The following is a 13,640-nucleotide window of genomic DNA, read 5'->3' on the forward strand; positions in this document are numbered from 1 at the left end:
TCCAGATGAATGACGCGTGCTCTAGTTATCGAGGACTGTTGAACTCTGCTTCTGGCCCCGTTTGGGGATGGCGGTTGCCGCGGGCTCAGCCGGGGCGGGCGACGGGCCAAATGGATCAATTGAGGGAGCGGCGCGAAAAGAGGCGCTGGGGGCGAAGCTACCTCTCGGAGGAGCATAAGTCGGACCGTTCCCCGGCGTCGGCTGCGGAGAATCTGTCAGCTCGCTGCGTGTCATGACGCGTGACGCGTTCACTTCCACTTTCGTGGACTTCCCTTCGGCGGCGGAGAGTGTCAGTCGCGTGTCGACGATGAACTCCTCCGCTCCCGGGGCGATGGAGAATCCGTAGTCGTCGCCGATCTCAACGGGGTTCTCGCCGACGTTCTTCACCGTCCACACAAACGCCTTGTCTCCCTGCCGGAAGTACATCGGCTTGGCGCCGACTTCGACGTTCTTCCAGTTCGATTCAAACGTGATCCGGGAGGCCTTGGCCGGCTCCGAAACAGGGGTGGGCTCCGGGGACTTACTTCCCCCCGGCCGGAGATCTCCTGACTGCGGAGTGGCTGATCCTTGCGGAGCATCTGCGAGAGGGGGCGTGTTGGGATCCGGGACTGCGAAGGGGGACTTCGCCGGTTGATCGGCCCACGCGAGGCCAACGATCGTCACGAAGCCAACGGCGCCGCAAAACACCGCCCGACAGGTCAGTTGCGATTTCGACATCGATCCCTCCCTCGAAGAAGCCCTGAATCAGTGAACGCGGAGGCATCGTAGGAACCGCCCCGCGGTTTTGTCTGCGCGGGAGGATTCGCCCGGAGGTCGGCGGGGGCAGCCTCGTGATCCATCCCACGACCAGCCCATGCTGTCTGGCACGCCATCAGCCGGCTGACGCCGGCCGCTCGCCTCACCTCAATTGGCCCGATCTACGAGGGGTCGCCTGAATTCGCGACATTGAGGGGGATCGTGTAAGGTCGCCGGAGACCTGTCGCCGCGCTCGCGCCGCCGGTTGAACGTCTCCCCGCCGCCTGTTCGGATTGACTGTGACTGCTCCTCTTCTCGGACCTGATCCATCGCTTTTTTCGGGACGGATCGGCGTCGCCCGCGTCGATATCACGCCGCCCGTGGGGATCTTCGCCCGCAACTGGGGGGCTGCCGCGCACGACGTGGCCGACTCGATCCACCGCCCCCTCTCTCTCACGGCGCTGACAGTCCGCAGCAGTCGCGAGGCCGCTCCACTGGTGCTCGTCGACGCCGACCTCGGATTCTGGACGGCGCTCGACCGCTTCCAGCGATTGCGGACGCGTGTGCTCGAAGAACTGAGCCTCGATTCTTCGCGTTTCATCTTCGCGATGACGCACACCCATGCTTCGCCCCATCTGTGCGATCCGCTCGAAGGCATGGCCGGTGGAGAACTCCTGGAGCAGTGGATCGGCGAACTCGCGCCGGCCACGATCCAGGTCATTCGCGAGGCGCTCGCCAGCGAGCAACCTTCGACGCTCGACTGGCATTGGGGACGTTGCCAACTGGCGTCCACGCGTGACCTGACCGATCCGGCGCCCGGCAGTTCCCGGAAGATCTGCGGATATGATCCGGGAGTTCCCGCGGATCAGACCCTGCTCCTGGGGCGCGTGTGCGATCCTGAAGGGCGGACACGGGCCACGATCGTGAATTACGCCTGCCATCCGACGACGCTCGCCTGGGACAATCACGCCATCTCTCCCGACTACATCGGGGCCATGCGGGAAACGATCGAGGCCGCGATCCCGGGCTCGCTGGCGTTCTTCCTGCAGGGAGCTTCCGGGGAACTGTCTCCCCGCTACCAGTATGTGGGAGACGGCGCCGTTCCCGATCGGCATGGCCGGCAACTCGGCTACGCCGCGCTCGCGACGCTCGAAGACATGGAGCCGGCCGGAACGCGACTGGCGTTCGACCGCGTCGTGGAATCGGGAGCGCCTCTCGCCGTGTGGACGCACCAGCCGTGCGAGGCCTCGACGGTCATCGCCGCCAGCGAAGGGAGCGTCGAACTCCCGCTCAAAGCCGACCTGCCGACGGCCGAAGAACTCGACCGTCAATATCAGGCCTGCACCGACCGCGCTCTGGCCGAACGACTTCGCCGCAAGCGAAATCTTCGACGGGCGCTGGGCGCCGGACCAGGTTTCACGATGCCGATCTGGGCCTGGCGGATCGGCGACGCTGTCATCGTGGGGTGCATGGCCGAGGCCTACTCCCTGGCCCAGACGGCGCTGCGGGCCCGCTTCCCCGACACGCATCTCGCGTGCATGAACCTGATCAACGGCACGATCGGCTACCTGCCTCCGGCCGATCGCTACGACCTTGATCTGTACCAGGTCTGGCAGTCCCCCTTCGCGGCGGGTTGCCTGGAACTCTATATCGACGCGGCCGCGGAGCTTGTCGAACAACTGCTGCAGACGCGGCCAGGCTGATCCAAGGGCAGTGTTCTGGAGGGACCCATGCCATTTTGCAGATCGTCTGTTACCCTGAAGTGGACGCTTCGATCTCCTGGACCAGCCGCATGCTGCCATTTGTTTCCTTTCTCGATCTCCCTGTGCTCGGACTGATTGGCACTCCGACGCAGATGATCATTTTGATGGTCGTGATCCTGCTGCTGTTCGGCAGCCGGCTTCCGGGCCTCATGCGTTCGCTCGGATCCTCGGTGACGGAGTTCAAGAAGGGCATCAAGAACGGGGACGATGAAAACGACGGTTCGCCGAAAACGTAACGCCAACGTTTCCGGCGAAAACGGCGTAACAGTCGACGGCGCCCCGTCGACTCGGGCGGAGCACCTCTTCCGGATCCTCGCTTTCGAAACCTGAATCCTTACGCCATGTCGAACTGGATTCCGGGCTTCTCCACTCCGATCGCGGCCGCACTCTTCGGGCTGCTGGTCCCGCTGATCATCTTCTACTTCCTCAAACTCAAACGCCCCCGGCTGGAGCTGCCGTCGCTGGCGCTCTGGCGGCAGGTCATCAGCGACCAGCGAGTCAACTCGCCGTTCCAGAAGTTCCGCCGGAACCTGCTTCTGCTGCTTCAAATCCTGCTCTTGTCCCTGCTGGTGCTGGCGGCCATGCAGCCCTACTGGCGCGGCGACATGGCCGACGCCCAGTACCTGCCGATCCTGATTGATGCGTCCGCCAGCATGGGCGCCACCGATCAGGCGACGGGAAAGACGCGGCTGGACCTCGCGAAGGAGGAAGTCGGCCGAATCGTGGACGGGCTTCTTCCCGGCCAGCAGGTGTCGCTCATCGCGGTGACCAACACGGCCCGCCGCCTGACGGAGTTCACGAACAACCGCATCCTGCTGAACGAAGCGCTCGACTCGCTGCACGTCAGCGACCTGCCCAGCAAGATTGAAGACGGCCTGCGCCTGGCCCAGGCGCTCTCCCGGACCAACGTCGTCAATTCGGTCCGCCTTTATTCCGACGGCAACGTCCCCACGCGCCCCGACCCGACCACCGGCAAGCCGCAGGCGATCGTCGACTTCGATCTCCCCTTCAAGCTCGACTTCCACCAGGTCCCCGCCAAGGGCGCCAACATCGGGATCACGGCGTTCAATGCCCGGCGGGCCTCGACAGGCTCCTGGGACGTGTTCGTGCGGGTCGACGGAGCGGCGGAGTCGAGCACGGCCGGCAGAGTGACTCTCGAGGACAACGGAAAGACGATCGCCGGAGAGGACGTCATCCTGTCCCCCAAAGAGACGCAGCGTCTCGTCTTCAAGGTCGACGCCGACAAGGCCGCGTCGCCGAAAGCGACGATCACGCCGGAAGGCTTTGACGCACTGAAATCGGACAACACCGCGTGGCTCGAACTTCCGGTCGGCCGGGACCTGACCGTTTTCTGTCCGACGTCATTGCAGAGCTTCCGACATGCCCTCGCCGGCATCCCGGGCACGCTCGTGGAGCCGGCCGAGGACGGCAGCACAAAGCTGTCGAGCTACGACCTCGTGATCACCGACGCCATCGCGGAGGCCTCGCGGGAAGCGTCGACCTATCTGTTCGTCGGAGTCGTTCCTCCAGATCTGACGAGCCAGGTTTCGCTGACGAAGGACGCAAGCGCCGAGATCGTCGACTGGAAGCGGGACGCCACACTGCTCCAGCACGTGCAGCTCAAGGATGTGCAGTTCCTCGACAGCCCAACCCGTTCCGAAAAAGCGAAGGACACCGAGGTCGAGGCGGCCGGCTACGACTTCCTGGCGTTCACCCGGAACGGTCCGCTCATCCTGCAGAAGCGCGAAGGGGCGAAGCTCAAGCTGTACGTGCTCGTGCATACCGACCGTTCGACGCTTCCGTACCGGGTCGGCTTTCCCGTGATGGTCTCGAACCTGGCCAACATCGCCCTGCAACAGGCGGAGCTTTCGGATCTCGCTTCAGCGCCGACCGGCGCTCTGCCGCGGCTGCACTTCCAGCCCAATGAGGACTACCGGATCACCTCGCCCACCGGTGAGCACTTCGACCAGAAGGCCGATGGGGACGGCTTCATCGCCGGCATCCCTGCGACAACGGTCGGCCTGTATGAAGTACGCAAGTCGGGCGACCTCGTCAGCAAGGTCGGCGTCGCGCTTCTGAACCCGACGGAAACGTCGCTCGAAGGCGTCAGCGAATTGAAGCTGAACGAGATCTCCGTGACGGCCGAAGAGGATCGCCTGAAGGCGGACAAGCCCTGGTGGCCGACGCTCGCGATGCTGGCTTTCGCGACGTTGCTCGCCGAATGGTGGTTATTCCAGAAACGTCCGGGCGGGATCGGTTCCTGAGTAGGCGGAACAGGGTCCGCAACAGTCCCGCTTGGAAGAACCGGGCATGCGCTGAGAGAAGGAAGGTCACTCATCGTCGACTGCCGTTCGCCGGATGCGGCCCGGCGGGAGCCCCGCCGTCCTCGTTGTCGGACAGCCGGCGTGGGCCGGGGCGACTGGCGCATGAAAAAGGCCCACGGGTCGCAACCCGTGGGCCTGTTCAGTCAGCAGTCTCAGTAGGTCCATTCGAGACCGAAGTTCAGCTTGCCCATCGACCAGGTCTGGTAATCAATTTTGACCTTCGGGGTCTTGGGGAAGCCGTTCCACTCGATCGAGTCGGCCGGGCGGGCGACGTTTCCGATGTAGGTCGTCGTATAGCCAATCCGGAAGTTGGCGTTCGCCAGCAACGGGATTTCGCGCGTCCCCGGCAGTGCGGCCAGGATCTTCGATTCCGACATGAAGGTCTGTTCGAAGACCGGCGACACGTGGGCGTGAGTCTCCGAGTCGCTGAACCGGGAATCGCCGTCGAGCATGTTCGTGCCCAGCAGGATTCGCGTGCCGAGGTTTTCGCCGGCATTGAATCCGTTCAGACGCACTTCCTCGTAGTTGGCCATCAGGCCGGCGCTCGACTGTCCCCAGATCTTGAAGTTGCGGCTGCGACCGAAGTCGTAGCGGATACCGGCGGTCGGGCCGGCCAGGTGCGTGCGGACACGGGAGCTGACGCGGGTTTCGAAGAGATCGGAGTCGATGCTGTTCGGGCCGCCAGTTCCCCAGGGATCGGGACGGAAGGTGGACGACTGGCCGGTCGTGCCGCCGCCAGTGCCGCCACCCGTGCCGGTTCCGATGTCATACGACAGACCGCTGTCGATGCCGCGGAAGTCGAACGTCTCGCCGATATAGGTGTACTTTGCTCCGTAGACCGGACGAAGCCGGATGGCTGACGTCGAGGGGAACAAGTCGGGCATCATCATCTGGAGGCCGCCGCCGCCCGCCTGCGACTGGACGTTGACGCGGTACATGACGTCGTACTTCTGGGCACCGAGCGTCGAGCCGTGGAGCTGGTCCTGGCCGGGAACCGAGGTGAACGGAAGCCCCGTGTCCCAGGTCACTGCCCCGTTGCGGGTGAAGAGGAACTGGCCTTCGGTATCGAGGATCAACTGCTGATCGATGATCACGCCATCGATCCGGTCGGTCCCGCGCTGGAACGTCTGGTCGGACGAGAAGCCCCACCAGGCATCCGCTTTCAGCCCGCTTCCGTTCTCTTCTTCGAAACCCCACTCGAGCTGGATGCCCGGACTGTTGAATTCGTTGAAGAGCCGCGTGCTGCGGATCGGGAAGAGCGTGTTGTCGATTTCGTAAGTCGGCGCGCCGGTGGCGCTGGGCCGCATGATCGGGTACGGGCTCACGCCGTCATCGACGAACACGCGGCTGGCCGGAGTCGTGGTCGATGAGCCGGTGCCGCCAGTGCCGCCGGTGCCGGTGGTCGCGCCCGGATAGGGAGCTTCGCCGTAGTTGGGAACCGGGTAGCCGGCGGGACCACGGGTGAGGGGGTCGAGCTTGATGGGCTGGGCGCCGATCGTGGCGTGGCCGGGCCCGCGGGTGGTCGTGCTGAGCGCGTTGACGTTGAAGTAATAGTCGCGCCGCTTGTTGAGGATCTGACGGAACCAGGTGCCGCCCTGGTTGTAGGTCATGTCCTCGGAGTAGTTCCCCATGCCGTAGGGGCTCACCTGCGGGTAGGGAGCGAACGTCTGGGGCGTTCCCGGCGGGTAGAGCACGCCGGGATCGTTCGTGGCGTAAGGCGCCTGGAACGTGCCGGGCATCTGGGGCGCATACTGCGGAGGGACTGCACTGCCGTCAGCGGCAATCCAGTTGGCCTGGCCGCCTCCCATGAAGGGAGCCTGCGCAAATGCGTCGGCGCCTGCCCCGAGGCAGCAACCAAAGGCCAACGCCTTAAACCATCGATGTGTCCGCATCCGTGCGTCCTTGACAATCCGGGGCCCAAGGGGGGAGGCCTGCGGGACGACCGGGAGGATTCCCCGACCGACCTGCCGACGGCAATTCCCACCAGAACGGGCTGCTCTGGCGTCCTGCCGTCCACCGTCAGACCCTGCGACCGGAACTGGAAAATCCGGGCGCAGGGGAACGGACCTGCGGGTTGTATCGGCGGTACGACTGGGCAAACTGTACGGATTGTTCGGTGGTTAACGGCTTTTCGGCGTCTGACGGCTGCGCCGGTTTTATCGCCAGTCAGCTCCGGAGGTCCGCCGTCTCGGCGAACAAGAAACCGACGCAACCATCGACACAATAGCGTGTTACAGCGCACTCACCGGCCGTGCGGAACCACCTTCCTCCAGCGTCGCTCGCCGGGTCCACGCGACTGCAGGACCGCCCTCGACGCTCCCACCGGCCGGCAGGGGGCGCTGGGGGGCGTGGACCTTCGCTGTCGCGGAGGCCGGCCGCCTGGGAGAGACCTGTGACGACCTGTGACGAGACCTGTGACAGCGAAAACCGTCTGAAACATTGGAGTTTTGGACCTGTGACATGTGTGACATGTGTGACGAGCAGTGGGGTCTTTTTTCACCCCCTCTCGCGGGGCTGATCACCCCCTGTTTGCGTTGCCAAAAAACGGGTTCTCTACCCTGACGGGAGGGGTTGCGCGTTAGGAAGAGTCTTCGCCTGCCTGAAGGGGATTCGGGTCGGAACCATCTGCTAGAAAGGTGGTTGCGTGGCGTGCCGCCGCAAGATTCTGACATCGCGCCGGGAGGTTTTCGCGAGCGCGGAGGCCAAGTTGAATGTCCGGGCGGCCTGGGGCGTGGCCGACGTGTTCGCCTCATCGACACGACCGGAATGGTCGATATCACCCGCGGAAGCAAACGACGGATTGCGAGTTCGTGAGAAACGACATAGTCTGTTCTCTGCTTCGTAGAAGAAGAGAAGGTCGCCGGCAGGCGCCGTGCGGACATCTTCGCCTCATCATCGCTCACGGCCGGGAGAAAGCCATGAAGCTGTTCAGCAGCGTTGCTGTTTTGGGTCTGTTTGCGTGTGCGGCACTGGGCTTCGCCGCTGACGAGAAGAAGACCGACCTGAAGTGCCCGGTGTCGAGCGCCACCGCAAAGACCGAGAACGCGGTCGAGCACAACGGCGGCAAGGTCTACTTCTGCTGCATGAACTGCCCGAAGGCCTTCGCCAAGGACCCCGCGAAGTATGCCGAGAAGGCCAACGCCCAGCTGATCGCCAGCGGCCAGGCCAAGCAGGTGAAATGCCCGCTGTCCGGCGGCAAGATCAACCCGGAAAAGACCGCCACGGTCGCCGGTGTGGAAGTGAAGTTCTGCTGTGAGAAGTGCCAGGGCAAGGTCGCCGCCGCCACCGGCGACGAGCAGGCCAAGCTGGTGTTCTCCGACGCCGCCTTCAAGAAGGGCTTCGAAGTGACGGCCGCGAAGTAAGCCGCCTCACTCAGACCGAAACCGCCAACGCCTGGTGGACCTTGCCGTCCACCAGGCGTTTTTCATTGCACCGTCGCCGGGCCACCCGGCCGCGAGAAAGACTCCCTCCTTCGATTTCTCTGAAACCAGAAATCCTGCCGCCGGCCACAGTCGGGAGGTACTTTTTTGAATCCCTCTCTCTGTGAACTCGTATTCCGGTTGATCCCGGAGGCGGCGAATGTCCACAACTCTCTATAACGCCTGGGGCTCCCTGATGGCGGGGTGCGCAGTGCTCTCACTGCTCGCGTCCCTGGCATTTCTCATCCGCGCCCTGTTCGACTGGCGGAACCCGTTCCGGAATCAGCGGCTGGCGTGGTCCGGCCTGCTGGCCGCCGGTCCGTTCATCACCACGGCGGTTCATCTGGGGATGCTGTACTGGGTCCACGGCGCGGAGGACGAGGAAGTCCGGCAGAACCGCGTCATCAGCGGAATCGCAGCCACGCTTCTGCCCGTTCTGATTCTTGTGGTCGCCCAACGGCTCAGCCAGCGACGGCATTCCGGCGGCAAGAACCTTGCGCCGTTCGCCCTGGCCGCGGCAGTTCCGTTCGTCCTGGCGGGGATCCAGTCGGCCCTCCTGTTCCGGGTGCATCTTCCCGGCGTTGCGCGGGAGGCACAACTCGCGAACCAGGCGAAGGTCGACGACGCCTCGATCATTCAGGCCGGGGCGCCCGCTCCCGCGTTTCACCTGCCGACGGTCGACGGCGCGACGTTCGACCTTTCCTCACAGCGGGGAAACGTCGTCCTGATCAACTTCTTCGCCACGTGGTGCGCTCCGTGCGTCGTCGAACTTCCGCTGATCGAGGGAGCCTGGAACGACTATCGGGATCGCCGTGATTTCTCGGTCCTCGTGATCGGCCGGGGCGAAAAGCCAGACGCCGTCGCCGCGTTTCGCCTCGCGAAACAGCTCACTTTTCCGATGGCGGCCGATCCGCAGGGCGAAGTCTTCTCACTCTTCGCCCGTGAAGGAATTCCCCGCACCTACCTGATCGGCCGTGACGGCACGGTGCGGCTGGCGCTCACCGGCTTCAGTCGGAAGGAGTTCGAACAACTCCGCGGCGCCATCGCCGACGAGCTCGAGAGCTCGCCGTGACGACTCAGCCGATGACGACCCGCGGCTGGCGGTCCGGATCGGGCTGTCCGTCCTTCACCAGTTCCCGAACCATCCAGGGAACGTTCCCCTGCCCGAAAAGCAGGAAGTCGAGGTTCGTCCGGAGCGGGCTTTCATCGGACCATCCGAAGTGAACTTCCGGGGGGTTGCCAACCTTCGAGAGTTCCAGCGCGATGACGGCAATGACGTGCGACACCGAGGCGCAGTGCTTCACCCGCAGAATGAACCGCCCGTCCTGCTCGACGATCTCCATGACCGGCTTCTGCAGGAAGTCGCTGGCGTCTCCCAGTTCGGCCTCGATGAAGACGATCGGCGTTTCTGGCGGCAGGCGGTGACGCCAGCGGATTGTCGCCTCCTTCTCCAGGAGGCCATGTCCGCCCGGGCGATGCGGGACGAGCACCGGGAACTCGATGTGCTTCATGCTATCCCACAGGAAGCGTGATTCGGGATTCGCGAAGTCGAAGCCCGCGAATCGCAGTTCGGTGCTGCGGATCGTCCGCGAGATGATCGACAGCGTGATGATGATGCCGATGAAGAATGCGGCGATCGTGATTCCGCGCGGGAAATAGTCGACCGGGTTCGAGTGGGGGATCACCTCGACGTGCCGCACGATCATGGTCGTGGTGTACAGGAACAGGATGGCGATGAGCACGAAGTGCCAGGGCATGCGGACCAGCCAGTGCCCCGAGCGCTGGTTCCACTTATCGATGATCACCGCGACGGCGGCGCTTGTCATGAGCACCATCACTCCCGTGGCGTACGCGCCGCCCTGCGCCTTGACGCTCGCTTCGAACAGCCATGTGACGAGCCAGTTGATGAGCGTCAGCAGGATGACGAGCGGGACGGAGGCCTCGGCCCAGCGGGGCGCCATTCCGTATCGCGGCAGATAACGCGGGACGAGGTTCAGGAGGCCCGACATGGCGCTTGCGCCCGCGAACCACAGGATGCTGACCGTGCTGATATCGTAGATCGTGCCGAACAGTTCGCCAAACAGCGGATTGATGACATGCGGGCTTTGCCCGTGGGCCAGGTAAGCCAGCGCGCGTTCATACGCTTTTCCGCCAACGCCTCCCACCGCGGCGTGCATATCGGTCGGAGGAATCAGGGTCGAGGTCACAAAGGCCGAGCCCATCAGCAGCACCGACATGATGATCGCCGCGGTGGCGAGCAGCTTGCGGGCGTTTCGAATGCGGCCGACAGGGTTCGCAGGGGTGTCGGTCGGGTCCCCCTTGATCAGCGGCATCACGGCGACGCCCGTTTCAAAACCGCTGAGGCCGAGGGCCAGCTTCGGGAAAAACAGCACGCACAGAAGGGCGATGCTCACCCAGCTGTGCCCGGAAACCGGGAGTTCGTGATTGATATGCCAGTCGCCGGTCGTCAGCCGGGTCCACCAGTCCTGGAGGTGTTCGGGATGCGCGCCGAGGTACCACAGTCCCGACCCGATGACGATGGCGTTGAGAACGAGATAGATGGCGACGAGAACCACCGCCAGCCCGATCACTTCGCGAAAGCCCTTGAGGAAGACCGCCCCCAGCGCCCCCAGCAGCAGGTTGGTGACGAGGACCGGACTATGGAGCGCCTGGGGCATGTGCTCCCACATCGGGTTCTCGACGAGGTGGACGGCGGCGTCCGCGGCGGAGAGCGTCATCGTGATGACGAAGTCGGTCGCGGCAAAGCCAAGCAGCGCGAGGACGACCATCTTGCCGCCCCAGCCGCTCATCAGTCTCTCGAGCATCGCGATCGAGCCCTGGCCGTCGAACGACTTTTTCGCGACGTAGGAATAGATCGGGAGTGCGCCGAGCAGGGTCACGAGAACCAGCAAGCCGGTCGCCAGCGGCGTCAGCGCTCCCGTGTGCTCGAACGCGATGGTCGGCTGATAGCCCAGGGTACTGAAGTAGTCGACCCCCGTCAGGCAGAGGACCCACAGCCACAGCGACTGGTGATGCACCTGCGTGGACGTGACGAACGGGCCATCCGCCGAGGAGTGGGACGCCTTCCCCGGTTTGGGGGCGGCTGGTCCGAGTGTGGCCACGTCCGAAGAAACAGGGGTTGTCATTGATGGGAACGGCGGAAGACATCGTGACGGCCCTGTTCGCCATCTGGCGTCGGGGCGCAATATTGCATCCGGCATGAAGCCTGTTCGCCGACGAACTCCACGTTGGAGCCTGAAGTGTGGCCCCGGGGCTGGAGCCGCGTCGTGCGAGGCCGCATGTCAGGATCGCCGTCCCGGAAATGCCGGGACGAGACGATCATAACGCATCCGAGGCCTCACAAGATCAAATCCGGACGGGACGGCCGCACTTCGGTCGTCGGAGAATGTTTCCAGTGCGTCGCCCTTGACCGGCGGCCGTGAATTGCTTCAGGCCGGCCTCCGAAGCGTCAAGTGACTGCGGCATTCAGGGAGCCAGCAGCCATTCCCCCGCGTGCATCGCTCCGACCACGGTCGCGGAAGGAGCGAGCGCCGCACGGAGTGGGTCCGAAGAGCCATCACCGGGTCGGATGCAGCAGAGATCGGCGGACCGGCCGGGCGCAATGACCCCGTGCGTCGCCGATCGGCCGAGAGCGCGGGCGCCGTTCGCCGTCGCCATCTGCAGGACCACCGCCGCCGGGAGCATCGGAAACTCGCTGGCGACCTGCTTCGCCTCCTCCCACAAGTTCAGATCGGGATTCGACGCCCGGCTGTCGGTTCCCAGCGCGACATTCACTCCCAGGTCGATCGCGGCCCGCAGCGGATGAGTCGGATGACCGAAATACGCGTGCGTTCGAGGACAGTAGACGAGTGACATGTGCCGCTGGTTCCCGAGAAACCGCAGTTCGTCCTCCTCCAGGAAGTTGCCGTGAATGACCAGCACGCGGGGAGCGACGCTCAGCCGCTTCAGGATGTCGAGAGGGCGCGTTCCGGCCGGCGCCGACGGGTCCCACACGCCGATGCGTTTCAGCATGTCGACCAGCGGCCCGCTGTGCCGGCTCAGCAGGTCGAGTTCCTCCTGTGTTTCCGCGAGGTGCATTGCGACAGGGCGCGACTCCCGACCGGCGCGCGCGATGGCCTGTTCAAGAAGCGTCGCGGCGACGGTGTACGGAGCATGCGGACTCAATCCGGCCCGCCGCCGTTCCGGGTCGGGCTCCAGTTCAGCGAGTGAGGTTTCGGCGGCGGACCACGTGGCCTCGATTCCCGCCGGCGTCGGCGCGATCAGCTCGCGAAACGGAAGCAATCGCTCATTCGCCAGCGCATCGACAATCACCGAGCGGCGATCCACATGCTCGAGAGAACCGGTGACGATATCGGCCACCAGCGACGACCCCGACTGAAAGCACTCCTGCAGCCCCAGGGAGATCGGATCGAGTTCCAGGCGCGGCGCAGTCGAGGAATCCTCCTCGCGTCGACATCGTCGACGACGTTCCGCCACCACCGAGCCGATCCAGTCGGCGAACGGGGCCGGCGGCCCCAACGGCCGTTCGAGGTTGCTGAACTCGAGGTGCGTATGGGTGTTGACGAGCCCGGGAACGATCACGGCGCTGCCGAGGTCGATGGTCCCGTCCTGCGGGCAATCGTGGAGGGCAACCACCTGGCCGTCGGCGATTTCGACCACTCCGCCCGGAATGGGAGGCGAGGCGACAGGACAGACCAGCCGGGCCTGCAGGCTGAGGGATCGTGCGGAACTCACGTGACCATGACCGGGCGAACGCTGCAATCCCCGGCTTCGTCGGGACCACGCCTTAACACTGAAACGAGTTGCCGGGCGCGGTTCAGGTTATCGCTCTGCCGGAACGCTGTCGCACCCGGGGCAATGTCCCGATGTCGCGCCGGGGTGATCGCCTGCAGGGGCAAGATCGCACTCTGGAGAGCAGCCCCTCCCGCGCCGCCCTTACGTCGTTTCCAGATCGTTGATCCGGGCGATGTGCCGTCCCCCTTCGAACGGTGTCGAGAGGAAGACGTCGACCATCCTGAGCGCCAGCGCCGTGTCGATCAGCCGTCCTCCCAGGCTCATCACGTTGGCGTCGTTGTGCTGCCGGGCCAGCCGGGCGGTCTCTTCGCTGTAGCACAGCGCCGCGCGGATCCCTTTGACCTTGTTGGCCGCAATCGCTTCCCCGTTCCCGCTGCCGCCGAAGACGATCCCGGGCACGCCCCCGTTCAGGACAATCGCACAACCGGCCCGGATCACCTTCGGATAGTCCACCGGGTCCGTGGAGAACGTCCCGACGTCGGCGACGTCGATTCCCTGGGACTGCAGGTGCGCTTTGACGGCCTCCTTCAGGGGAAAGCCGGCATGGTCGGAGGCGAGGGCAACGCGTTTCGGTGGCATGATGG

General features: G+C 64.6%; 10 protein-coding genes. 5 read left to right on the forward strand and 5 right to left on the reverse strand.

Annotated features, from left to right (window positions below):
- Nucleotides 1-21: 21 nt before the first annotated feature.
- The gene (locus Pan44_RS07055) at nt 22-717 is read right to left on the reverse strand and encodes a hypothetical protein (protein WP_145028629.1); all 696 of its coding nucleotides are present in this window, start codon (nt 715-717) and stop codon (nt 22-24) included.
- Nucleotides 718-1,034: 317 nt separating this feature from the next.
- Here Pan44_RS07055 and Pan44_RS07060 point away from each other — a divergent pair, with 317 nt between their 5' ends.
- From Pan44_RS07060 to Pan44_RS07070, 3 genes are all read left to right on the forward strand, one after another.
- Nucleotides 1,035-2,438 carry an alkaline ceramidase gene (locus Pan44_RS07060; RefSeq protein ID WP_145028631.1) on the forward strand — a complete coding sequence of 468 codons (1,404 nt, stop codon included), beginning with the start codon at nt 1,035-1,037 and terminating at the stop codon, nt 2,436-2,438.
- An 89-nt stretch (nt 2,439-2,527) separates the two neighbouring features.
- On the forward strand, nt 2,528-2,734 hold the full coding sequence (locus tag Pan44_RS07065) for a Sec-independent protein translocase subunit TatA/TatB (protein WP_145028633.1): 207 nt from the start codon (nt 2,528-2,530) through the stop codon (nt 2,732-2,734).
- A gap of 105 nt (nt 2,735-2,839) precedes the next feature.
- On the forward strand, nt 2,840-4,762 hold the full coding sequence (locus Pan44_RS07070) for a vWA domain-containing protein (protein WP_145028636.1): 1,923 nt from the start codon (nt 2,840-2,842) through the stop codon (nt 4,760-4,762).
- A 212-nt stretch (nt 4,763-4,974) separates the two neighbouring features.
- Here Pan44_RS07070 and Pan44_RS07075 read toward each other — a convergent pair whose 3' ends face one another.
- Nucleotides 4,975-6,714, reverse strand: a complete 1,740-nt coding sequence (locus tag Pan44_RS07075; RefSeq protein ID WP_145028638.1) for a hypothetical protein — start codon at nt 6,712-6,714, stop codon at nt 4,975-4,977.
- 1,026 nt (nt 6,715-7,740) lie between these two features.
- On the opposite strand from Pan44_RS07075, the gene Pan44_RS07080 reads away from it, so the two are divergent.
- Both Pan44_RS07080 and Pan44_RS07085 read left to right on the forward strand, forming a co-directional pair.
- Nucleotides 7,741-8,184, forward strand: a complete 444-nt coding sequence (locus Pan44_RS07080; protein WP_145028640.1) for a hypothetical protein — start codon at nt 7,741-7,743, stop codon at nt 8,182-8,184.
- 217 nt (nt 8,185-8,401) lie between these two features.
- Nucleotides 8,402-9,313: a TlpA family protein disulfide reductase gene (locus tag Pan44_RS07085; protein WP_145028642.1), complete on the forward strand. Its 912-nt coding sequence runs from the start codon at nt 8,402-8,404 to the stop codon at nt 9,311-9,313.
- Nucleotides 9,314-9,317: 4 nt separating this feature from the next.
- Here the strand turns inward: Pan44_RS07085 and Pan44_RS07090 are convergent, their stop codons facing one another.
- The 3 genes from Pan44_RS07090 to rpiB form a co-directional block, all read right to left on the reverse strand.
- Nucleotides 9,318-11,387 carry an APC family permease gene (locus Pan44_RS07090; RefSeq protein ID WP_231754244.1) on the reverse strand — a complete coding sequence of 690 codons (2,070 nt, stop codon included), beginning with the start codon at nt 11,385-11,387 and terminating at the stop codon, nt 9,318-9,320.
- A 340-nt stretch (nt 11,388-11,727) separates the two neighbouring features.
- Nucleotides 11,728-12,996, reverse strand: coding sequence for an amidohydrolase family protein (locus Pan44_RS07095; protein WP_197453911.1), 1,269 nt, complete (start codon nt 12,994-12,996; stop codon nt 11,728-11,730).
- A 201-nt stretch (nt 12,997-13,197) separates the two neighbouring features.
- Nucleotides 13,198-13,635 (reverse strand): ribose 5-phosphate isomerase B, encoded by a 438-nt coding sequence (gene rpiB / locus Pan44_RS07100; RefSeq protein WP_145028646.1) that lies wholly within the window; start codon nt 13,633-13,635, stop codon nt 13,198-13,200.
- Nucleotides 13,636-13,640 lie beyond the last annotated feature (5 nt).

It is taken from the genome of Caulifigura coniformis, from assembly GCF_007745175.1.
GTDB classification, from domain to species: Bacteria; Planctomycetota; Planctomycetia; order Planctomycetales; family Planctomycetaceae; genus Caulifigura; species Caulifigura coniformis.

Excerpts from the sequence above, each read along its gene's own strand:
- Pan44_RS07055 (WP_145028629.1), bottom strand. The coding sequence starts at position 717 with ATGTCGAAATCGCAACTGACCTGTCGGGCGGTGTTTTGCGGCGCCGTT.
- Pan44_RS07065 (WP_145028633.1), top strand. The coding sequence starts at position 2,528 with ATGCTGCCATTTGTTTCCTTTCTCGATCTCCCTGTGCTCGGACTGATT.
- Pan44_RS07070 (WP_145028636.1), top strand. The coding sequence starts at position 2,840 with ATGTCGAACTGGATTCCGGGCTTCTCCACTCCGATCGCGGCCGCACTC.
- Pan44_RS07075 (WP_145028638.1), bottom strand. The coding sequence starts at position 6,714 with ATGCGGACACATCGATGGTTTAAGGCGTTGGCCTTTGGTTGCTGCCTC.
- Pan44_RS07080 (WP_145028640.1), top strand. The coding sequence starts at position 7,741 with ATGAAGCTGTTCAGCAGCGTTGCTGTTTTGGGTCTGTTTGCGTGTGCG.
- Pan44_RS07085 (WP_145028642.1), top strand. The coding sequence starts at position 8,402 with ATGTCCACAACTCTCTATAACGCCTGGGGCTCCCTGATGGCGGGGTGC.
- Pan44_RS07090 (WP_231754244.1), bottom strand. The coding sequence starts at position 11,387 with ATGACAACCCCTGTTTCTTCGGACGTGGCCACACTCGGACCAGCCGCC.
- rpiB (WP_145028646.1), bottom strand. The coding sequence starts at position 13,635 with ATGCCACCGAAACGCGTTGCCCTCGCCTCCGACCATGCCGGCTTTCCC.